The organism is Porphyromonas sp. HMSC065F10, from assembly GCF_001808555.1.
Classification (GTDB): Bacteria; Bacteroidota; Bacteroidia; order Bacteroidales; family Porphyromonadaceae; genus Porphyromonas_A.
Genome location: NZ_KV793775.1, coordinates 1 through 22699 on the forward strand (window position 1 = coordinate 1; position 22699 = coordinate 22699).

Annotated in this window: 20 protein-coding genes; 12 read left to right on the forward strand and 8 right to left on the reverse strand. The window is 51.7% G+C overall.

Annotated features, from left to right (window positions below; translation table 11 throughout):
• Positions 1-56 precede the first annotated feature (56 nt).
• The 8 genes from HMPREF2890_RS03395 to HMPREF2890_RS03430 all read right to left on the reverse strand — a co-directional run bounded on the left by HMPREF2890_RS03395 (position 57) and on the right by HMPREF2890_RS03430 (position 8941).
• The gene (locus HMPREF2890_RS03395) at positions 57-1265 is read right to left on the reverse strand and encodes an ABC transporter permease (protein WP_070465389.1); all 1209 of its coding nucleotides are present in this window, start codon (positions 1263-1265) and stop codon (positions 57-59) included.
• Positions 1255-2424, reverse strand: a complete 1170-nt coding sequence (locus HMPREF2890_RS03400; RefSeq protein WP_246825289.1) for an ABC transporter permease — start codon at positions 2422-2424, stop codon at positions 1255-1257. The genes HMPREF2890_RS03395 and HMPREF2890_RS03400 overlap by 11 nt, the downstream gene beginning before the upstream one ends.
• An 11-nt stretch (positions 2425-2435) precedes the next feature.
• Complete coding sequence (locus tag HMPREF2890_RS03405) at positions 2436-3461, reverse strand: HlyD family secretion protein (protein WP_070465393.1); 1026 nt, start codon at positions 3459-3461, stop codon at positions 2436-2438.
• 14 nt (positions 3462-3475) lie between these two features.
• A complete protein-coding gene (locus HMPREF2890_RS03410) occupies positions 3476-4870 on the reverse strand; it encodes a TolC family protein (RefSeq protein WP_070465396.1) in 1395 nt (464 codons plus the stop codon).
• A 421-nt stretch (positions 4871-5291) separates the two neighbouring features.
• Positions 5292-6713, reverse strand: a complete 1422-nt coding sequence (locus HMPREF2890_RS03415; RefSeq protein WP_070465399.1) for a C69 family dipeptidase — start codon at positions 6711-6713, stop codon at positions 5292-5294.
• A gap of 143 nt (positions 6714-6856) precedes the next feature.
• The gene (locus HMPREF2890_RS03420; RefSeq protein ID WP_070465402.1) at positions 6857-7519 is read right to left on the reverse strand and encodes a ComEA family DNA-binding protein; all 663 of its coding nucleotides are present in this window, start codon (positions 7517-7519) and stop codon (positions 6857-6859) included.
• Positions 7503-8210, reverse strand: coding sequence for an ABC transporter ATP-binding protein (locus HMPREF2890_RS03425; protein WP_083289774.1), 708 nt, complete (start codon positions 8208-8210; stop codon positions 7503-7505). The genes HMPREF2890_RS03420 and HMPREF2890_RS03425 overlap by 17 nt, the downstream gene beginning before the upstream one ends.
• The gene (locus HMPREF2890_RS03430) at positions 8207-8941 is read right to left on the reverse strand and encodes a tRNA threonylcarbamoyladenosine dehydratase (protein WP_070465405.1); all 735 of its coding nucleotides are present in this window, start codon (positions 8939-8941) and stop codon (positions 8207-8209) included. Before HMPREF2890_RS03430 ends, HMPREF2890_RS03425 begins: the two co-directional genes overlap by 4 nt.
• Positions 8942-9467: 526 nt before the next feature.
• Here HMPREF2890_RS03430 and HMPREF2890_RS03440 point away from each other — a divergent pair.
• The 12 genes from HMPREF2890_RS03440 to HMPREF2890_RS03500 all read left to right on the forward strand — a co-directional run bounded on the left by HMPREF2890_RS03440 (position 9468) and on the right by HMPREF2890_RS03500 (position 21794).
• Complete coding sequence (locus HMPREF2890_RS03440; protein WP_083289775.1) at positions 9468-11318, forward strand: DUF262 domain-containing protein; 1851 nt, start codon at positions 9468-9470, stop codon at positions 11316-11318.
• 1 nt (position 11319) lies between these two features.
• Complete coding sequence (locus HMPREF2890_RS03445) at positions 11320-13236, forward strand: GmrSD restriction endonuclease domain-containing protein (protein ID WP_070465411.1); 1917 nt, start codon at positions 11320-11322, stop codon at positions 13234-13236.
• A gap of 76 nt (positions 13237-13312) precedes the next feature.
• On the forward strand, positions 13313-14140 hold the full coding sequence (locus HMPREF2890_RS03450) for a hypothetical protein (RefSeq protein ID WP_070465414.1): 828 nt from the start codon (positions 13313-13315) through the stop codon (positions 14138-14140).
• Between the two features lie 246 nt (positions 14141-14386).
• Positions 14387-14728, forward strand: a complete 342-nt coding sequence (locus HMPREF2890_RS03460) for a hypothetical protein (protein WP_070465420.1) — start codon at positions 14387-14389, stop codon at positions 14726-14728.
• Between the two features lies 1 nt (position 14729).
• Complete coding sequence (locus HMPREF2890_RS03465) at positions 14730-15794, forward strand: AAA family ATPase (protein WP_070465423.1); 1065 nt, start codon at positions 14730-14732, stop codon at positions 15792-15794.
• Entirely contained in the window at positions 15791-17116 is a 1326-nt protein-coding gene (locus tag HMPREF2890_RS03470; RefSeq protein WP_083289776.1) for a VWA-like domain-containing protein, read from the forward strand. The genes HMPREF2890_RS03465 and HMPREF2890_RS03470 overlap by 4 nt, the downstream gene beginning before the upstream one ends.
• Before the next feature lie 7 nt (positions 17117-17123).
• Positions 17124-17879 carry a hypothetical protein gene (locus tag HMPREF2890_RS03475; protein ID WP_070465428.1) on the forward strand — a complete coding sequence of 252 codons (756 nt, stop codon included), beginning with the start codon at positions 17124-17126 and terminating at the stop codon, positions 17877-17879.
• A gap of 69 nt (positions 17880-17948) precedes the next feature.
• Positions 17949-19238 carry a DNA polymerase III subunit alpha gene (locus HMPREF2890_RS03480; RefSeq protein ID WP_168160409.1) on the forward strand — a complete coding sequence of 430 codons (1290 nt, stop codon included), beginning with the start codon at positions 17949-17951 and terminating at the stop codon, positions 19236-19238.
• Positions 19231-19722 carry a hypothetical protein gene (locus tag HMPREF2890_RS03485; protein ID WP_070465434.1) on the forward strand — a complete coding sequence of 164 codons (492 nt, stop codon included), beginning with the start codon at positions 19231-19233 and terminating at the stop codon, positions 19720-19722. The genes HMPREF2890_RS03480 and HMPREF2890_RS03485 overlap by 8 nt, the downstream gene beginning before the upstream one ends.
• 79 nt (positions 19723-19801) lie before the next feature.
• Positions 19802-20713: a helix-turn-helix transcriptional regulator gene (locus tag HMPREF2890_RS03490; RefSeq protein WP_070465439.1), complete on the forward strand. Its 912-nt coding sequence runs from the start codon at positions 19802-19804 to the stop codon at positions 20711-20713.
• Between the two features lie 5 nt (positions 20714-20718).
• A complete protein-coding gene (locus HMPREF2890_RS03495; RefSeq protein ID WP_070465442.1) occupies positions 20719-21270 on the forward strand; it encodes a hypothetical protein in 552 nt (183 codons plus the stop codon).
• Positions 21271-21272: 2 nt separating this feature from the next.
• Complete coding sequence (locus HMPREF2890_RS03500; protein WP_070465445.1) at positions 21273-21794, forward strand: exonuclease domain-containing protein; 522 nt, start codon at positions 21273-21275, stop codon at positions 21792-21794.
• Positions 21795-22699 lie beyond the last annotated feature (905 nt).

Genomic DNA, 22699 nt, shown 5'->3' on the forward strand with positions numbered 1-22699 from the left:
GGTATTAGTCGCGCCTAATATCGGTAAAAGAATTTCCCCTGAGGAAGAGGGGGCAGTCACGCGGGGTCCCTCCGCTGGCGCCCATGGCGGTACTGGTAGTAGTAGCCGATGGAGGCGATCGTGAAGTAAAGTGCGGTCAGCACCCACATAGCCCTACACTGTATCAGGATGTCATAGAGGGATGCACCGGTACCCAGCAGGGCAATATACCCCTGCACCGCATGCGTGCTTGGGATCAAGTAGGCAAGAGTCTTCCAGAGGGCGGGGATATTCTGCCACGGCCACACCACACCGGTGAGGAAAAAGAAGACCAGCGACAGCGGGACGATGTAGATCAGCACCACCTCACGTCTCTTGAAGAGGAAGGAGAGACTGATCGACATAAAGACCACCGACAGCAGGTAGGGGATGATGAAGATCAGCATCCTCAGCGGGTCCGTCAGGATGGGGATCCGCAGGCAGTACGGCACGATGCAGAGCACCCAGATACTGAGGAGCAGGTAGAGGGCAAAGTAGATGATGCTCTTATTGATCACCATCCGCATGGGCCCATGGATCGTTGACGGGACGAGGTAGTGCGTGTCGTTGCTCTCCCTTGCTGTAGCCGCCAGCATACAGATCCCCATGATCAGCGTCTGCTGGAGGATCAGGATCAGGATCGGTGGCATCAGGAAGGTACCGATCCCGCCCACGGGATTGTAGTACCCCTTCCCGTCCTGATAGACCGGTCGCACCTCTATGTCGGTCAGCGCCTTGGTCGACTTCCCGGCACGCTCCGCATGGATCTCCCCACCCATCTGGAGCGCATTATTATTCAGCGCCACCATATAGTTCTTGTAGTACAGCAGCACATTCCCGAGGCTCATCAGCTCCACATGAACCTGGTCATCGCCCCTATAGAGATCGGCCTGGAAGTCTCTCGGGATCCGCGCATAGCCATAGGCATCCCGATCCATAATCATCTCCTCTGCCATCTCGATCGTCGGGACGACAGCCACCACATCCACCTCCTGCGAGGCATCCACCCGCCGTATATACTCGCGGGAGAGGGCGCTATTGTCCTCATCGACCATGACCAGCTTTGCCTCCTCGACCACCTCGGTATTGTAGAAGGCTGCGTAGAGGAAGGGGTAGACGATCGGGACGAAAAAGAAGAAGAGCAGCACACCGGCATCCCCCTTGATCGCATTGATCTCCGTTCGCCAGATCGCCTTGGTATCGGCATGGAGGAGGGAGAGGCTCCGCCGCCACTTATTATCGGACATAAGACACTTCTAAGAGCTCACGCTTGAGGTTGCGACTGCAGAGCAGCGGCAGCAGGACAAAGGCTGCCAGTCCCAGGTAGTAGGGGATGCTCAGCGCGAGGGGAAAACCATTGAGTGACTGATCAGTGTAGATCATATAGTAATACCTCATCGGGAAGAGGTAAGAGAGGGTGACGAAGGGAGAGTACATCGCGTCGAGAGGGAAGGAGTAGCCAACGATGGAGAAGGTAAGCACACCGAAGAGGCTCGCGAGACTCACCCCGAGCCTCAGGATCGGTACGAGGGTGATGAAGAAAACACCCAGCGCCTCGGCCGCAAGGATCAGCAGCAAGAGCGCAAGCAGCATAGGCCCCCAGCCATTGGCGAGGGGGAAGCCACAGACAGTGTAGAGCATCCCGAGACAGGCCGACCCGATCACCAGCCAGATGAGCGTATGGACAGCCAGCTTCCCGGCAAGGGCGACATGCATACTGCCCCCGGCGGTCTCCAGCCACTCGTCGGCTGACTTCGCCTTGATCTCCACACCGATCGCATAGGCGGTCACCTGCATGATCAGCAGCTGTATAATCCCGAGGATGAGGATATTACTGAGGTAGACGGAGTAATTGAGCCACTTATTCCCCTTGATCTGATCCTTGACGACGATCGGCATCACATTGGCCATGATCTCCGTCTCCGTCTTGCCCATCAGGGTCCCCATCTGGAGCCCTACGGCCCCATTAGCCATCTCGCTGATCATGCGGAGGTTCTTATAGCTCAGGTTTCCGCCGATGATGGAGTGATAATTGAGGTAATAATTGATGGTGGGCTGCTTGCCGGAGGAGACTTTCTCAGTAAATCCTCGGGGGATGACGAGGATGCCGAAAGCCTCATTTTGCTGCATCAGCTCACGTGCCTCGGTGAAGCTTGCCGTCCTCAGCACCACATGGCTCTCAGAGAAGCTGTCGAGATTGTCCACCAGCCTCCGCGTATTGGACGTATTATCCAGATCCACGACGGCGATCGGCAGATCGCCCGGCAGCCCCTCACCCATAAGGGTAAGGAGGAAGACGGCAAAGAACATCGGCACCACGATCATCCCTGCAAAGTAGATCGAGTGGGTGGAGACCAGCCTCCACTCACGCTGCATCACTCTGAGGAAAGGAGAGGATGTACTCACGAGACGACGCTTCACTGCAGGTGAGACCTATCGATGACGACACTCATCCCCGGCTCCAGATCCTCTATCTCATCGATAAGCTCCGCCTTCACCTCAAAGGTGCGGAAGTCGATCTGCCCCGTAGGCTTCTTCGCCTTGCGGACAGAGTAGATCCCCATATCCTTGAGATGAATCACCCTGAGGGTGCACTCCTTACCCCCAAGTGCGGGGATCGTCCCCCGGAGCGTAGTGCCTCTGTGGATACCCGGCAGACGATCCTCGCTGAGAGCAAAGACCACATAGCACGAGGTGGGGTCTGCCACATTCATCACTGGAGACCCGGTGCCGACCAGCTCACCCACATGGGGGACAATGTCGGTGACGCGACCATCGAGCGGTGACGTGAGTGCCCCCTCCTGTACGTAGAGATCCACCTCCTTGAGCATCGCGTCCATATTGTCTACCAGTCCCCGGGTGGCACCGGTGCGATCAGAGAGGACCCCCTTTCGGGAGAGCTCGTAGCGATTCTTGGCAGCAGCCTCCGCAGCCTCAGCAGACTTTACGAGAGCCCGCGCCTGATCGTACTTCTGTGCCGACACGACGCCCTCCTTATAGAGATTTTCCACGCGACGGAAGCTGGACTGAGCCACGTCAAGGGTCACCTTGGCACTCTGCCACATCTGGTGGGCGGCCTCCTGCATCTCAGCGGGGCTGCCGCCGGAGAGGGAGCGATTGAGCGCCAGGGCCGAGGCACGCATGGCCTCCGCCTGCTCCCGCTTGGCGTAGACCTCAGGCGAGTAGATCCGCACTAAGGTATCTCCCTTATGGACCATCTGCCCCTCCTCCACGAGATACTCCGAGATGCGCCCCGGCACCTTACCGGAGATGCGGATCTCATCCACCTCCACATGCCCGATCACCTCCGACTCCCGGGGGGAGAAGAAGACAAATCCGGCAAGTGCCACGAGAGCAATAACGATGAGGGTGGTGACGATGGTGACCACCATTTTATGTCTCAGCTCCTTCGAGAGGGAGCTCTTCTCTTCTGTCTGTACCATTATCCTAAATACTATTATTTGACAAAGCGTGCCGAGGGGACGTAGTGCCTGATCTTGCTCTCACTGGACTTCAGTGCGATGGCGGCGTCGATGTATTGGTCGTAAGCAGCGGACCAGGAGGTCTGAGCCTCCGTCAGTCCGAGGAGTGGGATCACCCCCTCCTTGTACCCCAGCTGAGCCCGCCGGAGGGTCTCATCGGCACTGCTGAGGTTGAGCCGGGCAGCGGAGAGCTGCTTGTACGCCTCCTGATTGGTCAGGAGGAGCTGATGGATCTGGAGATTGATCTTCTCCCTCGCATCCGTCAGCTGTCTCTGCTTGATCTCCCGCTCAGCGGCAGCACCCTTCCGCTTCGTGATCCCCGTATAGATATCCGTGAGGGGGATCTGCAGACCGAGCGCCACATGCCAGCTGCCACCATACTCATCCTGCATCCCGGCAAAGAGATTGGGGTTAATGGTGGTATAGCCACCGAGGAGGACCAGCTTGGGGAGGGCGTCCGCCATCTCCACCCGCTCCTTGGCCGCAAAGATCTTATCCGCCGTCTCAAGCGCTCGTACCTCAGGTCGTGCCGCAATGCCGGAGGCGATCTCCTGATCAGAGAGGAGGATAGGCGTCTGTGAGACCTCATCACGGGCCCCATTGATCGTCACCTCGTCCGCCAGACGGTAGTGGCTCTGCAGCTCGAGACCGCACTTCTGAGCGAGCAGCATCTTGGAGAGGGAGAGACCATTCTCCACCCTGAGCCGCAGCTGATTGGCATCGCTCTGCTTGACCCGTATGGAGAGCGCATCTGCCTCGGTGGCGACGCCTTCCTTGACCGCCAGGTCCACATTCTCCACCGCTTCGTCAAGGAGAGCGGTGAGCTTCGTCGCCAGCTCCAGCTTACCCGAGAGGGAGACCACCTGCCAGTAGGTGTCTTCCACGCTCAGCTCCAGCTCACGCTCCTTCGTCTCCACCATGATACCGGCAAGGTCGACCGCCGAGGAGGCCATCTTATAGCCATTAAAGATCTTACCCCCCATAAAGATTGGCTGCACAAAGGAGACCGTACCCACCCTCGTATTACCGAGGTCGATGGCGGTCTTATCCTTGATCCTCTCCGGCAGGTACTGCCCCAGCCCGAGGAGCGCATGGTCCCAGTCGATCGGCTGGAGAGGCTCCTCTATGTGGGAGTAGACTGCGCCGAGGGAGACCTTTGGGAAAAAATTGACCCCCACCTCACCCTTCTTCGCCTTGGCCACATCGACCTTCAGCTCCTCAGCCTTCAGCAATTCGTTACTCTCCGTCGCCATACGGATACAGTCCTCCAGCGAGTAGACCGTCTCCTGTGCAAGAAGGGCAGGGGTCGCCAGAAGGGTCGCCAGCAGCGTCAGGGTCAGGCTATTGAGGACACTCTTCAGATTTCTCATATCAATTCTCATCATCTCTGGTAAATCATCCTCCCCGCCAATAGTCAGAAAACCGGGGAACGGATACGGAACTCAGATGCACATATGTGCAAAAGGTTAAAAGAAGACCTTTGCAAAATGGTCTTTCACCGAAAAAGCAGCGCTTTTTCGGCAGGAAGTTTGCAGAATACCTCAGATGCAAGGAACTGAGAGTGAGGGCGAGGGGAGTGTGCTTACGCACATAACCAGGCCCGAATCTCAAAAGTGACACCGCAGATGGGGTATTATGCAAAGGTCTCTAAAAGAAGGTCCTAAACTTCCCCCTCGCTCCCGGTGTTGCGCAATAGGGGCTACCGTACACAAGACACCATACAATAGTCGGGGAGCCTGCGACCGATATCGGCCACAGGCTCCCCGCTATTGGGACTTAGTTAGTTATCGATCAGGCGCCGTGAAACTCGTAGGTCTCGCCGATGTGGAGGGCGAGGAGCGTGAAGAGGCGCTCCGTCAGCTCATCCGTCACCTCGAGGGCACGGGTCAGCATATCGTCAGAGAACCTCTGCAGCAGATCCTGTGCAGCCAGAGGGCGATCCTTGTAGATGGCGAGGTACTCCTGCTCCATCTCCCTCTGTCGCTGTGCGATCTCCTCCTCGAGCTGAGCGTAGGTCTCCTGGATCACCGGGGCATAGCGATTGTAGTCGGTCATGCCGAGGATCTGGACGTGGCGGAACTTCCAGTACGCCGACTTATTGCACGACTCACCGCCGCCGATGCGGTACGCCTCGGGGTAAGACTTGATCCCCTCGTAGAGCGGGAGGAAGATGCCGAGCGCTGCCATGCCCTCACACATATAGTCGATCTGACCGATCTCCTTGGGGAGACCGGGGCGGCGCTGCAGGATGTGGGTCTGTGTGGTGCGGAAGATCGAGATCGGGCGCCACGGCTCCTTGGGATTGCAGTGGAGGTAGGGATCGTGCTCCGTATCGTTGTAGTGCGAGCGGAAGCCCTTCTTGATATCGCAGAGGGTGAGCTTCTTATCCGACTTAAGGAAGACGGGGAAGTCATTCTTCGTCACGTCCTGCTCCTTGGAGGGAGTGTACATCTGCTGCAGGTACCAGACGCGCGGGTAGCTGTAGGTGGTGTCGAGCTTCTCATCCCGGGCATAGGCCTCGTGGAAGTCAAAGTCGCCCTCATAGAGATGGTGCTCCTTGGCGAAGTCGATCAGATCCTCGGAAGCGAGGTAATTGGCCTTATCCTTGGGGTCGTAGTCGCGGAAGCGGCTCTGGTTGCCGGAGACGAAGTACTTATCCTCAGGGATGCGAGTGGCGAGCCAGCGGTGACCGGAGGCGGTCTCGAGGTACCACATCTCGTGCTCATCGATGAAGCTGATGCCGAAGCCCTCAGCGATGCCGTGCTTCTCGATCAGTGAGCCAAGACGCTCCACGCCCTCACGCGCAGTGGTGATGTAGGGAAGGACGATATTGAAGACCGAATTCTCCGCCAGACCATCCTCCACGAGCGGGTCATACTGCAACACCTTTGCGCTACTGAAGATACTCTCCGTGGCGCTCATGCCGACTCCCTCGCGATTGAAGCCGGCACTACCCCACTCGCCGTGCAGGTGGTAGGGTGAGAGGGCGGAGTAGCCGATGCGGCGCTTGGGGAGCTTGCAGCGGAAGGGGGTCTCCTTGGCGATAAACTCCTCCGGACCATTCTCCGTGGTCTCAAAGATCTCTAAGTTCTTCGCCACCATGGCGTCCCAGTCCTCGGAGCGGGCAGCGATCATTGATCCGTCCTCCATCAGCTCCTTGCCGACGATGATGGTGGTGCACTCGGAGGGGTAGCGGTTGGTTTGTTTTTTCATGAGATAAGTATATGGTTTTTGTATAAAATGATTGATGTCACTTGGTGCGAAGACCGCCCTGCGATCTCGCTCCCCGACAAATGTAGGGAAAAAGGCGTGTCTCGCCCACCTTTTTCCCTTAATCTTTCTGAAAGCCTCTCCCCTCAGAAGGGCATGTAGGGTGCGAGGCGGAGGGAGTCGTCGCGGGTGAAGTCTCCGGTGGACATCAGGTGCGACCAGTCGAGGGGCTGCTCCTCCTCTAAGAGCCTGCGGAGGGTGCGCTTGTGGCGCCACGAGAGATAGGGGTGGTAGCTGATGCTGTCTATGGTGAGGGTGAGGGGCCTGACCGCTGTCCCTACCGTGAAGTAGGGGTGGATGGCATCGTAACGCTCCCGGTCCATGCCGTAGACCTCCTGGAGCTGCTCCACCACGTAGTACCCGCCGAGGAGGTCGCGGTACTTGACGATACGGCGGGCAAAGGAGCTACCGATGCCGGGGACGCGCTTGAGGAGCGTCGTGTCGGCGCTATTGAGGTCAATGGTGGCGCCGGGCTTGAGCTTGGGGAGGTACGCCTCTGCCCGCTTGGCCTCGGGCGGAGGACCGGGATAGCGGTCGGTGCGAATGGGGGCGGGGGTATTCTTCTCCTTCTCTACAGGAGCCTGAGGCACCGTGTCGAGCTTCGCCACGACCGGCGGGATGGTGTCCGGCACCTCGGTCATGCCGGGGAGTCCCTTCGCCGTGACACCGGAGTAGAGCACGTAGGAGAGGATCAGGACGACGAGGAGGATGAGGACCACCCGGTCGCTCTTATTAAATCGGAGCCTCATCGCCACCCTGCTCGCTTACGATCCGACCATCACTCAGGAGTAGCGACCGATCGGCGATCTCCGCCGTCTCCCGGTCGTGCGTCACGACGATGAAGGAGAGCCCCTCCTCCTCGCGTAGCCGGAGGAAGAGCTCAAGGAGCTCACGCTTACGGACGCTGTCAAGGGCGCCGGTAGGCTCATCCGCCAGCACGATCTCGGGATGATTGATGATCGCTCGCGCCACGGCGACCCGCTGCTTCTCCCCGCCCGACAGCTCTGCCGGACGGTGATCCAGCCGATCACCGAGGGAGAGACGGCGAAGGAGTTCGCCCGCCTCAGCCATCGCCTCACGGCGGCTCTTACCGCTGATCATCGCCGGGATGGCGACATTCTCCACAGCGGTAAACTCGGGCATCAGCTGGTGAGACTGGAAGACGAAGCCGAGGTGACGATTGCGGAAGGCGGCACGTCGATTCCCCGAGAGGGCGGACAGCCGCTCGCCCCCGATGATCACCTCCCCCCGATCGGGGGCATCGAGTGTGCCGATCACCTGCAGGAGCGTCGTCTTGCCCGCTCCGCTGGCACCGACTATAGCGAGGATCTCTCCCCGGTGGAGCTGCAGGCTGATGCCCCGCAGGATCTCCAGCCGACCAAAGCTCTTGTAAATATCCCGCACCTCCATCAGGGGTGCATCAGTGGGTGTGCTGCTCATGACTCAGGGTGTAATAGGTGATCAAGTGCCACGTAGGCGCAGTAGCCCCCCACCATCGGTGGCATATAGGAGATGGTGCCGGGGGTGGACTTCTTATTCTGCTCCCCCTCCGTTAGGACGATAGCCTCCTCCACCGGTAGCTCGGTCGAGAAGACGACGGGGAAGTCAAGCTTGACCCCGAGGTGGCGCAGTCTCTTGCGGATCATCTTGGCGAGCGGGTCATTGAAGCTCTTATCCATGCGTGCCACCCGGATCTTCGTCGGGTCGGTCTTGGCACCCGCCCCCATAGCACTGACGAAGGGGATCCCGTGCTGCTGCATATAGGCGATGGCGAAGACCTTGGGCGCCAGCGTGTCGATGGCATCGATGACGAAGTCGTAGGGGGCTGCCGAGAGCACCTCCTCCATACGCTCATCCCGCAGATACTCAGCGATCACCTCCAGCCGAAGAGCGGGATTGATCGAGAGAAGGCGGTCGTGCCAGAGGGCGGCCTTGGGCTGGCCGATCACCGACTGTGTAGCGATGATCTGGCGATTGATATTAGACGGGGTCACCACGTCGGCATCGACGATCGTCATCTGCCCCACTCCACCCCGGGCGACCATCTCGGCAGCAAAGCCCCCGACGCCCCCGAGGCCAAGCACCAGCACATGCGCTCTCGAGAGTCGCTCGCAGCCCTCCGCCCCGACCAGCAACCGCAGCCGGTCAAATGTATGATCCTCTTCTTTCATAGGTCTCAAAGGTAGCGATTTTTCACCGCTTCATAGGGCGCAGGTCTGCTTTTATGCGGAAGTATGGGAGTAGAGGGGAAAAGAGATTACCTTTGTCAAGGAGACAATGGATAATAGATGAGGAAGTTGTCAAGAGGCTATGGAAACAGCAGAGATAAGGGAGCTGATATCGGCATTTGTCCCGGAGGAGATCCTTCGGGACTTTGAGCTGAGGGAGGTGGAAAAGGAGGTGGTCCGATGTGGCTACATGAATCCCTGCGAGATCCGGACTTTTCCCACAGCCTTCCCTTGCATCAGCACTGGTGTATATCGTTTCCCCGAAAGTGGAAGCAGCTCGAATCGCGTTACACTCCATTTTCGCATTTATTCGGGATAACACAGAAAGCACAAAGATTGGCTGTGCCTACGAAATCACGACAGTCTGCTTCCGTGAAGAGGACGCGCAGTTTTACCGCGACTGTTTCTGGTGTCCAATGCTGCATTTTGGCATAAGTATATACGTAATTTTGCGACGAGCTTTTATAATATGAGACTGATAGAGATAACAACAAAAGAAGCCTTCGCAGCATTCTGCGCAAAGGAATTTCCTAACCAACCCTACAGTTGGGACGGTGATTGGTGTTTTGTCCAAGCAGGAACTCATTTGGGTGATTGCCTTCATTATGAATTTAATGGAGGCATGGTCAGCTTGCATATAGAGAGTGAACCGGGAACCTGGAGAGGGATTCGCAACTATCTTAATGCACATGCTCCTTATGCTAACATAACTCCAAAAGACTGGTGGGGACGCCAAAATGGGGCATGGACATTAAAGACAGAGATTACCTGTGAGTCGGATTTTTATCAAGCATTCAAAGATATTCGTGATGCTTTGGAATATCATATTATACAGTATGAGAGGGGACTTCAGATTGAACGTAGCATGAAAGAGGCAGAAGAAAGTAAGAAGTTACGCTCTTCAATACAAACTGTCGGCGAGACACTGACTGATCAATTGCGAATACCACATTACCAACGCCCATATCGTTGGACAAAGAACAACGTACTGCAATTATTAAAAGATATCCGCGACAGCTGGAAAACTGAAAAGCAGACATATAGGATAGGCAGTGTAATTCTCCACGCAGAGAAAGAATATAACGACATTGTGGATGGGCAGCAGCGCATCACCACGATTGCGTTGCTATTACATGAATGTGCGGTGCCCACACCGGTAATGAAGAACCTTAGATACACCCATGCCGACTCGCTAAAATCCATTCGTGACAATCGCCAGGTTATAGCTGACTGGCTTAGAGAAAATGTTGAAACCGGAAAAGACCGAGAGGACTTTGCGGATTATGTAATGGATAACTGTGAGTTTGTACAGATTATCGTTTCTGAGCAATCGGAGGCCTTCCAGATGTTTGATTCTCAAAACGGACGAGGCAAGGAACTGGAAGCATATAATTTACTCAAAGCTTTCCATATTAGAGCTATGGAACAAAATAGTCAGGAGGAACGCATCGCATGTGACGTAAGATGGGAAGCCGCCACGCAATATGACGCAACCCCGTTGATTCCAGACTATGGTAATATCGACATTCTACGCCAAATATTTAATGAGCAACTTTATCGTTCTCGTCGGTGGACACGCACGACAGAAGCCAAGAAGTTCTCCAAAGCGAAAATCGGCGAATTTAAGGGATGTACTATAGATAAAAACCATCTGGCTGAATTCCCCTTCCAAAATCCACAGTTGCTCTTGTACCTTACAGCAAAATTCTACGAAAGCACGCTGAAGGGCACAATCGCCACGGCCAATCGCTTTTTGCATGGCGATCCTGAAAACGTTGACCCGTTTGCAAACATAAACCAAACTATTGTGAACGGAAAGTCGTTTTTTGAATATGTGGAAACGTATGTTGAACTATACAAACGACTGTTCATCCAGTTAGGTACGCACCAACTTGCAGGCTTCAAGCGATTCTACTATCAGCATTGCCTTGATTACAGATGTTCAGATCCAGAAGCGATGCGCAAGAAACCGTATGCGCATCAGCCCAAAGGAGAAGCGGCTCGTAATGGAGACGGATATTTGAGAGAGGTGTATAAATCGCTGATAATATGCCTTTTCGACAAATTTGGAGAGAAGGCCTTGGTTCGTCACTACAAGACCCTTTATCGTCTCGTATATGCTGAGCGAATAACGCATGAGCAGGTAAGAGACAAGACCGCTGACAGACTGCCTCATCCGTATTTCGAACTGATATACCGTGCCAAAGATATGGCATCCCTCTCGCGATTGGACGACATGCTGGCAGACAAGCTGAAGGAAATAAGAAGCACTTGCGATAAAGTGCCACCAAACATAAAAGACCTCATTCTGAAAGGATAATATGAAAACAGAGAATCTCAACAAGAGCATCACCGAAATCTTCGGTGCTCGCTACATTATACCTTTGTACCAACGTAATTTCGCATGGCGGGAAGAACAGATTCTACGGCTGCTTCAGGATATATACGAAGCATATACGACTAATCCCGAAGGTAATTACTTTATTGGCAGCCTTGTTGTCCGGAAACGCCACGATGATGACTTTGAGGTGATAGATGGCCAGCAACGTTTGACAGTTCTGAGTCTTATTACACGCATTCTCGGCATTAATAGTAACAACTGCCTTTATTACGATTCGCGGCCAAATGTGGAGGAATATCTTAAAGCTTTTTACGCGAACCCTCTAACGGCCAGCGTAAACCACCCATCTGTAACATATCTCAAGGAGGCTGTGAATACTATTGCCTCAGCAAATCTCGCAGAAGGTATGCCAGGCAATAAGGTCGTAAAATTAGGTGAAGACGAGAATTTTGCTCAGTATTTTGCCAACCACGTCATACTGGTCAGAGTTGAAATCCCTGAAGACACCGATGTGACCACATATTTCGAGATTATGAATAACCGTGGAGAACAGTTGCAAGAGCACGAGATTCTCAAAGCGTTGTTGATTGGTAAAATTGACGATATCGGCAAGCAACAAGAATTTGCACTTATCTGGGACGCATGTTCCCAGATAGATGTGCCAATACAGAAGGCTATTCCTCCTTCACGGCGCAGGTGTTATTTCGGTGACGGCTTCTGCGATTACAAATTTCATGGTTTGACTGAGAGTGGCGAGAAATCCGGGGAACCACCTGTTGGTTATACCATTGAGGAAATTCTAAACGGGAACGATTGTGGAACGGCGTCTTATGATGTAAAGCCCGAAGATGATGATATCGAATTTCCAACGGAAACTGATTATTCATCCATCATCGACTTTCCCAACTTCATCATGCACCTGTTTAAAGCTTTTTATGAAGCAAATTACGAGAAACAAACAGGCAGTCTTGTTCCGTTGGATTCCAAATATATGCTGCACGTCTTTGGTGAGCTTAAGGATGCCATAGACCCAGAAGAATTTATCGGGAATATGCTTCGTACAAAGACGTTTTTTGACCGTTACGTAGTAAGAACAGTAGAGGTGGAAGAGTCAGAGAAGGGCGATGACGACGAGGCAGTGAATTGGATACTTATACGTCCTGAGCAAAGTGGCAATAAAATGTATTTCAGAAATACGTTTGAAGGAGATATACAAAAGCGCATAGTTAAAGCACTATCCATGCTTCAGGTAACGTTTCGCACGCGCAAATACAAGAATTGGCTACAAGAAGCAATACGATGGTTCGCAAAAGCTGACAATATATCTGTAAGCGCAGACGAATACATTACCTTCCTGGACGAATACATTTTGCAACGGGCCGACTCACCAGACATGCACTTAAATAAATATAAACCCATCGCTCCTGATCAGGTCCTTTGTCGCAACAACAGCATGTCCGATGGTGTGCGCACACCCCATTTCCTTTTCAATCTGATAGATTATCTCTATTGGGTGGAAAGGTTTATACATAAGTCCTGCCACCAGATACCACATACAGACAAGCTGAAAGATTTTTCTTTCCGATATTGGAACTCGGTAGAACACCACCTTGCCCGTAAAAAAGCAGAGAATATAGATGGTGCAGACGAATATATTGACAATCTGGGGAACCTTTGCTTAATCAGCAAAGGTGCCAACTCACGTCTTAATGACCGAGACGTTAAGGAGAAAGTGCAAACGTATAAGAACAAGAATATGGGCGCAAACCGTCAAATTATGTACATTATTACGGAAGCCCAACTTTTTGAATGGGATGAGAAAGACATTAGAATCCATTACAACGATTTGTTAAGTCTATTAGCCAAACGGGCGACTATACTCTGCACTACAGAATGAAATTAGGTGGCAATGCTTCGATTTGGCATAAGCGCCTACTACCTTTGCCCCATCAAACGCAGACAGGTATATGCCAATGACACGAAAAGAGAGCACAATCAATATTGAGCGCATTGAAGCGGCCAAGGATGTCGCAACCTTGCGCGAGTTGTTGCAGTCGGTGGAAGGAAACATAAAGGGTATCATCGGGAACGATCCATTGAGTTTCTTTCTCGAACGTCCCTCACAAAACATCATAGAAGAAATAGACAACTACATCGGTCTGCGAACTGTGATATTGGACAAGATGTTTACCTATGCTCCCGATGAGATTGAACGCATAGAGCAGGTGAACACGCTCCTTACGGACTTGCGCAGGAATATGTGCCGGCGTATCTGTGCATTGTACCGCACTTTACTGGCCCATGGCGTTGACGAAAGTTTCGATGACGACTATGAGGTGGAGGGCAAACTGACTGTAGGAATTGAATACGATAGCAATGAGGGCGATTATGGGACCGTCCTGCATTTGGAAAACGATGCTTACTATGGTTCAGACTTTGCTTATATGCTGTATGTCATCATGAACAACGAAGAAGAGAGACGTTGCGCTCTTAGCTACATTGACAACTGCTGTGTGCGACACGAAGAAGGAAACACGCCAGACATGACGGACAAGGATTTGCTTGTCGTTGACTTCGCATATTTGGACGATGGCACCAGTTGGGACGAGTGCCTGCATCGCGATGATCTCAAGCATATCTGCTTTGGGTACGCATTCCATTCCCTCTATACCCATAACCCTTATGCGCTGGCCGACATCGTGCGCATCAACAGTTTTGATGTGAATGTTCAATTGGTATGTCAACGGCTAACAGACCAGGCCGGTCAGCGATACAAAGACATAACCAAGGACAATGAGTGATTTTGACAAGAAACGCCAGGAGGACAACATAAGAGTGTTGCACCTGCTGGAGGGATGTGATGTTTGTTGAAGCAACCGCTTCAGGAGCAGAACGAATGCAAAAAGCCATAAGCATAATAGAGAAAAAGGCTGGCGCTCTTGCTCCCCTTTGCGCCCTTTCTTCGGGCACCGCTTATATCATTCAGTTCGTTGATTTTCCCACCGACCAAATGCGTGTGGAAGAAATGGCATCAACAATATAGCCCTATGCGCTTAGAGATTCTTAAGTTGCGGAAGCTACGCGATATACAGAAGCGTTCTGTCAAAGCTTTTGTTGAAGCAGAACTGCGCAAGACATCTGCCAGACGATACAGCATAGAGCACAAGGCTGACTCATTTGAAGTAATCGTAACTCCAAGTGCAAAGGTGATACGTTTCTCTGCGCGTTATGATGACTTCCAGATAACCCTGTCAGGACTGGCTGACGCAATCAACAGCCTTGACAAGATGTGGAAAGAAGTGACTGACCTTGCAAAAAGCAAAGGCATCAGCAGTGTCGGACAAATCGTGCACTTCTCTGACTATAAATGGACCAAGCTATACGACTGACATGAACATATCTATTAACACCAACGAGCTGCAACAACTGCTCCAGACAACCCCGGCTGCACAGAACGTAATGTTGGTTGGCAAGCACGGTATAGGCAAGTCGGAGATACTGACCGCCTTCTTCGCCTCCAAGGGACAACGGGTGGTGACGCTGTTCCTCGGCCAGATGAGCGACCCTGGCGATCTGATAGGATTGCCAACGAAGAATGAAGCCACAGGCAAGACTGATTTCATGCCGCCCTACTGGTTCCCGACAGATGGGAAACCGATAGTGCTGTTCCTCGACGAGTTGAACCGCGCCCGTCCGGAGGTGCTGCAAACGGTGATGGACCTGACGCTTAACCGTCGTCTTGCTGGCCGAGCTTTGCCACAAGGTAGCCGTGTTATCGCCGCCGTGAACGATGGCGAGGAATACCAGCTCACAGACCTTGACCCTGCCTTGGTGTCCCGCTTCAACATATACCAATTCCGGCCAACCGCAGAGGAATGGTTGCTGTGGGCATCAAAAAACAACGTGGACGAGCGTGTGGTCCGCTTTATCGGAGAGAACCAGATATACCTTGAAAGTCAGGACGACACCAAAGATACAGGGCTTGACAAGACACCTGACCGCCGTGCCTGGAAACACGTGTCCGACATGATTGCCGGGACGGACGAACTGTGCATATTCCACAAGAAACTCATTGCCGGTATCGTCGGCGTGAAGGCTGCGACAATGTTTTTCAACAGCGTGGTGGCCGACAACAGCATATCAGGGAAGGAGGCAATGCTGAACTATGCCAAGCACCGCGTCAGAATCTCCAAGATGCAGCTACATGAGTTGTCCCTGCTCAACGAGTCCATCTTCCGCTTCATCGAAGCGGAAGACATTCAAGACTGCAAAACGACCGTGGCCGAATCCTTGTCCGCCTACATCAAGATGCTGCTCTCCACTAAGAAAAGCGAGGCATTTGCCCACTGGATTTCAACATACAGCAGTGGCAACTATCCCAAGACAACGGTGTTCATCCTCACCGACATCCCCGACCTGTACGCCAAGATTCAGAAATTCATTGCAGAGTTATGATGGCATCTCCTTCAGATCGCTTCAAACAGTTGGCAGAGCACTGGTTTCTGACTGAACCTGCCTTTTTCGCCATTTATTGCAGCCATGCGTTGACGATGAATCCACGCATCAACTGCTATATGCGTATCGGTAAAGGGCGGCTGGAGTATAATCCGGGATGGCTGCGCGAGTTGTCAGACGCGGCGTTTGAAGAAGTAGTGAGGATAGAGATGTTGCGTGCCTTCCTGAAACACCCCTATGAGCGTCAACCGACAGGGGCAACCCGCAAGAACATGTATTCTGCCAGCGACATGGTTCTCACCTCACATTATAAGTTCAGAATCATCCAGTTGAAGAAGCCTTCGTTATACCATCTTCCCTCAAAGATGCACTACGAATGGTATTTGGCACATATTCCTCCAAAACATCTGGGTGGCAACAGTGACCCGTCTGACATACCAGGCGACACCCCTGACCAAGATTCAGAACAGGCGCAAGGCCAAGCATCTCCAGATGATGCGAGTGATGGAATGCAAGTTCAGGAAGACCAGGAGATGAGCAACGAGGACAACACATCGCCTAATCTCGACGATGAAGTACAAAATACGGAGAGCCCCTCACAGGGTCTTGACGGAGCCGATGAAGATGACTCAAGGCAGCCAGATTATGGTGAAGCCGCAGAGCTTTGGGAAGAGGATGAAAGCCGCCAGTTGGAAATCAACGAACTCATAATGCAGATCAAGGATTGGGGCAGTATTAGCGGTGGCATGGTCGAACAGATTATGGCATCCACACAGGCCAAGATCGATTACCGCAAGGCTTTGGCTGGATTCCGTGCTTCTGTAATTTCCAGCAAACGCACTCTGACACGGATGCGTCCAAGCCGTAGGTGGGGATTTGAGCAGATGGGCAGCAAATATGCCTTCTCCACCAGCCTGTTGATTGCCGTCGATACCAGTGGCTCCATATCGACTGAAATGCTCAAGCACTTCTTCTCCGTGATAGTCAAGTTCTTCAAATACGGCATTGAGCAAATAGACGTAATCCAATTCGATTGTGTCATACAAGGCGAGTGCAAATCCCTGAAAAAGGCGAAGAAGCAGAACCGTTTTGCCGTACACGGACGCGGTGGCACTTCCTTTCAGCCGGTGTTTGACTACTTGCATGAGCACAACCGCTATGATGGACTTATCATCCTCACAGATGGATATGCGGAGGTTCCACATAAAGATTTCTCAACAAGGGCACGCATCCTATGGGTCTGCGAGAGTGAAGATTGTTATAACCAACACAAGCAATGGATGAGCCAACTGGGTCGCTGTTGCTATATGAACCTTAAATAGAGTTAGGATGGACGAGGCAACAGTTATCAAGTATTTGAAGCGAGGCGAACATATAAGCACCATACGAAAGGCAGTGCTCAAAGAGTACTGCCCTGGATGGAACTACAAACATCGCTTGCCCTCAGACGCACAGCCTGAGTTTTGGCTGTCTGAATTGAAAAGCTTGGGCTTCAACAAAGCCAATGTAACCACAACTGACAACAAGTGGTGCAGCTATGTCAAAACCACCTGGCTCTTGACAAAAGGGGAGTTCAAGGTAGAGTTTAATTGGGAAGTGTCAGGAAAGAAGGAGAAAGAACTCTGGTACCACATCCGATTCTTGACTCCTTTGGAAGACTACATTACGATAGGCAATCCGAATAAGACACTTGCGGAAGAGATAGCGACCATCATAAGCCGATGGCCCAGGTTTGCAGCCGAATGGAAAGGCATCGAAGAGCGCATTCCCAAACTGATGAAGCGTCTTGATGTGGGCGAGTCCACGATAGATGCTGTCATCAAGGCTCTTCTGCAAGGTCGCGACTGGACGTATAATGTGTTCAAAATGAACCGTGACACATATCTGCGTATCAAGATGACTCACCATCGTTGCATCGAGATCAAACTGTTGCCGACGATGAATATGGCGAAACTGGCAACCCTCGCCACTATGATTGATTCCGTAACAGAGGCGCTGGCCACTGTTGGCAGCGTGAATCTAATCGTAAGGAACTACGGCAACGATATTGATTGGCAAAACACTGAAAATTCAAATCGCGGGTAAACTCCTTCAATGCCATGCTTAGATTTGGCATAAGCGTGGAAGTACCTTTGCGACATGTATCAAATGACTATGGTGAAAAAAGATTATCTCCTTCCCAAGTATTGGGATAATGCCTCTGGCGACGAAGAGTATCTACGAGACCTCGTTGTCGAGGGTGCGTGTGAACGCTATGGAGAGGACTGGTCAGACGAACTGGCCAACCGCATAGCTTATGAACTGAGATATATTGAGGATTCTGGATATGCTGATTACTTCCTCATTGTGGCTGACTATGTGCAGCACGCACGAGAAATCGGGCGTGTCAGTCCTGGAAGAGGCAGTGCCGCAGGATCTATCGTAAACTATTGTCTTGGCATCACGTCCATCGACCCTTTGAAGTTTGGGCTACTGTTCGAGCGCTTCTGCAATCCAGACAAGAGGTTATTGCCTGACATCGATATTGATGTGGACATGGCTACGCACGGCAAGATGTTCGATTATCTGAGTGAGCATTATGACCATGTGGCATACGGACGTGAAGAAACACGCCCTATCTTTATCAGTCCCCAAAGCATCGCAGGCATTGTTCCCGTTGAGAAAAGAGGTTTTAGAGATAAACCGACTATTGCTGTATCAAGTTGGGAGGCAGAAGACGCAGGGCTGATACCATTTCATCTGCTACGAACTGAAGCACTATCTGTTATAGACTTGTGCTTGACGATGGTTGATGGCAAATTCAATTTGGATAATCTCCCATTGAATGACAAAGCCACAATGAATCTATTTCGCCAAGGAGATACCTGTGGCATCTATGACTTTGACAGCTCGACCATGCAAGAACTCCTTCGGCAAGCTGCACCACAGACATTCGAGGAACTGGTTGCACTCTACACCATGTGCCGTCCTGGCCCACTGGATTGGACAACAGAATATATTGCCCGCAAGAACGGGGATAAGCCCATAGAATATGTCATCCCGGAACTGAGGGAAATACTTGGTTACACCTACGGTATGACCATCTATCAAGAGCAAATAATGCTCATAGCCCAAAGGTTGGCATCGTTCACACCTGGAGAGAGCGACCAACTACGCAAAGTCCTGGGAAAGAAAAGGTGTGATAGCGTTGGTGTGCTCAAGGACAAGTTCATTGCCCAAGGAACGCGGAATGGTTTTCCGACTGATGCTCTACGGGGCATATTCGAGGAATGGGAGGATACGACCTGCTATACATTCATTCGCAGCCATGCTGTGTGCTACACATTCCTTGCGTATCAGATTGGCTATCTTAAAGTCCACTTCCCAAAGGAGTTTGCCACGGCATATAAGACGATGGAACTGGCATCAGCAATGTCTAACTACAGCAATTACAACGATGAGTGATTATATATCGGAAAGATTTGACGAGATGAGCAAGGCATTGCATCTTGACTGCAAGGTGAGGGGGCTGGCAACGTATGAGGATTTTCGTGAGGTGGCCATCGAGCGTGTGATAAAGCCACAGAATGTGGTGAGTCTTGACCTTCAGGATGTCAAGGCTATCTGCCAATCGGGAGATGTCTTTGACGCATTGTCTTTTGACATAACTAAGGATAAAGCAGATTGCTTCCAGTCTGCTATCCGACAGTTGCAGCAGGCGCATCCAAGAATGGCTCTATCCGCTCTGTTGTGTAATTTACCCATGCGCGACCGCGTAGAAGTTCACACTTGGGCTGCATCTCTTCAAGACGTCTTTGAAGAGATGGAAAGCCGCAATATAGAGATGAAGTTCGGTTTATTCTATTCGAATGAAACGCCTCCCGAAGGGGTGATTATTGCCGCTTTCACCTCTCAGAATGCAGAAAAATCCTCAAAACGAGGGCAGTAAATGCGGAAAACATTCTGCTATGCCGCAAGTTTTCATAGACTATTGGTAACTTTGCAGTTGTAAGATCAAAGCATTCGATATGGGAGCACGAAACGCAGACCTGTTTGGCCGCTATGTATGGCTTATAGACACCATACGGAGCCACGGACGCATAACATTCCAGGAAATCAACGAATGCTGGAAGCGCAGTCACCTCGGCTATGGCGATGACCTGCCGTGGCGGACATTCATGAACCACAAGAAAGCCATTGCGGACGTATTCAATGTCTATATTGAGTGCGATGCCAAGGACGGCTATAAGTATTACATCGACCATCCTGAAGACCTGGAGGGCGATGGCTTACGCTCATGGTTGGTGGACAGCTATGCCACCCTTAACCAGCTACAGGCCGATCGCTCACTGGAACATCGCATTCAGTTTGAGGAAATGCCGTCGGGTAGCCGTTTCCTTACACGTATTCTGGAGGCCATGCGCTTTGATAGGGTTCTGAAGATAACCCACCAAGGCTTTGGCAAGGACTATGCTTCAACCTTTGAGGTTGAGCCTTACGCGATGAAAGTCTATAATCGCCGGTGGTATCTCGTTGGTCGCTCTCCTTATTACGACGATGTACGCACATACGGCCTTGACCGCATACAGGAGATAGAGGTACTGGAGAAGACGTTTAAGATGCCGGACGACTTTGACATCAATGCCTTCTTTGAAGGTTGCGTTGGTGTCATTGCGGATAAAAAAATCGGCATTGAGCATGTAGTTATCAAAGCGTATGACTATGCCCGTAAATACCTGGCCACATTGCCTATCCACCCTTCCCAGAAAGAAATTGCCCGAGATGATGAGTCAACGACTTTTTCATACGATGTACGGCCCAACTACGAGTTTCTACAAGCCCTACTTATGCAGGTGGACCAGATTGAGGTCGTAGAACCGGAATCTGTAAGGAAGCAAATGCGGAACATCTCAAAAAACCTAATGCATATCTATAAGTAACAGCTATGGCAAGTGACATCCAGAAGAACATCAATGCATTGTGCGACATCGCAAATAACCCCCCGCAAGCGTCTAAGGCCATCAATGTGTATAAGGAGGCCCTTGATTTTTACGAGTCCTTTGTCCCCAATAATGACAACGACGAAAAGGATCAGAAACGCTTAAAGGACCTGTTGAGAGATATACGTATCGAACTTGGCATCTACGAGGGTGGCGTGACAACACACCCACAATTGGAGAGCTATATCCATCGCCTTCAAGAACTGGTGGATAATCATCCAGACGTTGACGATATTGATGCCCTACAGGAAGAAGTTGCTGAGATGAAAGAAGAAATGTCTTTCCTTTCTGAAACGGCTCTCACTAATCGAGAAGGGTACATCCCGTATTATACAGAAGAACGTATTAACCTCTTCGAGAAACTGGTGAAGCAAGTGTCGGCAGAATACGACTTCTACGACCCCGAAGCTGTATTGGATATGATGTTTCCGAATCGTCATGACGACGATTATTACGATGATGAGTTTAGTCTTGACGATTTCTTTGGAGAGGACTGACTATGAAGAAAGGACTGAATTTCATCGCAATAGACTTTGAAACCGCCACAGGCAAACGCGCATCGGTTTGTGAAGTTGGAATTTGTGTGGTAAAGGATGGCACTATTCAAGAAACTAAATCCTGGCTTGTGCGTCCAGAGGACAACTTGTATAGCTACTGGAACATGCAATGTCATGGCATACAGCCAGAGGACACTGAAAATGCGCCCGACTTTCCACGAGTATGGGAGGAGATAGAACGCCTCTATCTTAATGAGTTCGACACCTTTGTGGCCCATAATGCAGGTTTTGACCGCAGTTGCTTAGATCATTCTGCAGAGTTTTATCATTTGCATTTACCCGAACTAAAATGGGAATGTTCATTGCAAACGGCTCGTCGTATCTATGACTTCGGCTGCAACTCCCTCGAATACCTCTGCAAGCAACTTGATATTCCCGAAGGCACTCACCATCGTGCCGGTGACGATGCAGAGATGTGTGCAAGATTGTATTTGCGAGAAATCGCAGACACTGATGGGAAGTGATACCACAAGAGAGTCAAGAAAGGCATTGCGTGTCTGTCCGCCAAGAGATCCTTCCCAAAAAGCCCTGAAGTCGTAATCGGTCGGGCAAAGGTATGGCGGTTGCCTTGATTGCTTGCAAGGTCAAGTCCTGTGGATGGAGCTAGAAATCTCCACCACAGGGCTTTTCTCTGTACAGGGGTGACGCATTTGAGCTTTACAGCAGAGAAGGAGGCACCCCGGCAGGGGTGCTCGCTCTATAGGCATCGGTCATCCAAGACCTTTGCAAAATGGTCTTTCGCCGAAAAAGCAGCGCTTTTTCGGCAGGAAGTTTGCAGAATACCTCAGATGCAAGGAACTGAGAGTGAGGGCGAGGGGAGTGTGCTTACGCACATAACCAAGCCCGAATCTCGAATGTGACGCCACAGATGGGGTATTATGCAAAGGTCTCCCTCCGCGAAGCGGTGACCGATGTACAGCATCCCACCCCTACCCCTTCGACCCCTTGTGGGTCGCCGAGCACACAACCCCTCTCTCGGCGACCCGCAAGGCGTCGTGGCATTATGCGTACGCCTATACATCGGTCTTCGGCACTTCGTGCCTCGACCGATGCCTATGGAGCGGGCATCCTTCGGATGCCGGCATGCTGTGAAAGCCGGTAAGTTTGTGCTGAGCGTCCGACTTGCCCGACTTGCCCGACAAGATAGACACTCGGCTGGTGCCTGCACAGCGACAGGGATGATCACTTCTTCGCAGTAAAGCTCAAATGCGTCAGCCCTATTTTTTTGCGCGGTCTGTTGTTTAGTTGATTCTGAATTTATCTGATTTCATCGTCAGAGATTTCGGCCAATGATTTTCCTTTAAGGATGTATTGTCAAATCAATCCATTGATATTTTCAATGTGACGTTTGTCAGAAGAGCAATAAGGT

Bases quoted from the DNA above. Each gene is read 5' to 3' on its own strand.
- HMPREF2890_RS03475 (WP_070465428.1), top strand. From the start codon at position 17,124: ATGGACGAGGCAACAGTTATCAAGTATTTGAAGCGAGGCGAACATATA.
- HMPREF2890_RS03405 (WP_070465393.1), bottom strand. From the start codon at position 3,461: ATGGTACAGACAGAAGAGAAGAGCTCCCTCTCGAAGGAGCTGAGACAT.
- HMPREF2890_RS03465 (WP_070465423.1), top strand. From the start codon at position 14,730: ATGAACATATCTATTAACACCAACGAGCTGCAACAACTGCTCCAGACA.
- HMPREF2890_RS03460 (WP_070465420.1), top strand. From the start codon at position 14,387: ATGCGCTTAGAGATTCTTAAGTTGCGGAAGCTACGCGATATACAGAAG.
- HMPREF2890_RS03470 (WP_083289776.1), top strand. From the start codon at position 15,791: ATGATGGCATCTCCTTCAGATCGCTTCAAACAGTTGGCAGAGCACTGG.
- HMPREF2890_RS03425 (WP_083289774.1), bottom strand. From the start codon at position 8,210: ATGAGCAGCACACCCACTGATGCACCCCTGATGGAGGTGCGGGATATT.
- HMPREF2890_RS03410 (WP_070465396.1), bottom strand. From the start codon at position 4,870: ATGAGAAATCTGAAGAGTGTCCTCAATAGCCTGACCCTGACGCTGCTG.
- HMPREF2890_RS03490 (WP_070465439.1), top strand. From the start codon at position 19,802: ATGGGAGCACGAAACGCAGACCTGTTTGGCCGCTATGTATGGCTTATA.
- HMPREF2890_RS03500 (WP_070465445.1), top strand. From the start codon at position 21,273: ATGAAGAAAGGACTGAATTTCATCGCAATAGACTTTGAAACCGCCACA.
- HMPREF2890_RS03430 (WP_070465405.1), bottom strand. From the start codon at position 8,941: ATGAAAGAAGAGGATCATACATTTGACCGGCTGCGGTTGCTGGTCGGG.
- HMPREF2890_RS03485 (WP_070465434.1), top strand. From the start codon at position 19,231: ATGAGTGATTATATATCGGAAAGATTTGACGAGATGAGCAAGGCATTG.
- HMPREF2890_RS03415 (WP_070465399.1), bottom strand. From the start codon at position 6,713: ATGAAAAAACAAACCAACCGCTACCCCTCCGAGTGCACCACCATCATC.
- HMPREF2890_RS03445 (WP_070465411.1), top strand. From the start codon at position 11,320: ATGAAAACAGAGAATCTCAACAAGAGCATCACCGAAATCTTCGGTGCT.
- HMPREF2890_RS03450 (WP_070465414.1), top strand. From the start codon at position 13,313: ATGACACGAAAAGAGAGCACAATCAATATTGAGCGCATTGAAGCGGCC.
- HMPREF2890_RS03395 (WP_070465389.1), bottom strand. From the start codon at position 1,265: ATGTCCGATAATAAGTGGCGGCGGAGCCTCTCCCTCCTCCATGCCGAT.
- HMPREF2890_RS03480 (WP_168160409.1), top strand. From the start codon at position 17,949: ATGGTGAAAAAAGATTATCTCCTTCCCAAGTATTGGGATAATGCCTCT.
- HMPREF2890_RS03420 (WP_070465402.1), bottom strand. From the start codon at position 7,519: ATGAGGCTCCGATTTAATAAGAGCGACCGGGTGGTCCTCATCCTCCTC.
- HMPREF2890_RS03495 (WP_070465442.1), top strand. From the start codon at position 20,719: ATGGCAAGTGACATCCAGAAGAACATCAATGCATTGTGCGACATCGCA.
- HMPREF2890_RS03440 (WP_083289775.1), top strand. From the start codon at position 9,468: ATGAGACTGATAGAGATAACAACAAAAGAAGCCTTCGCAGCATTCTGC.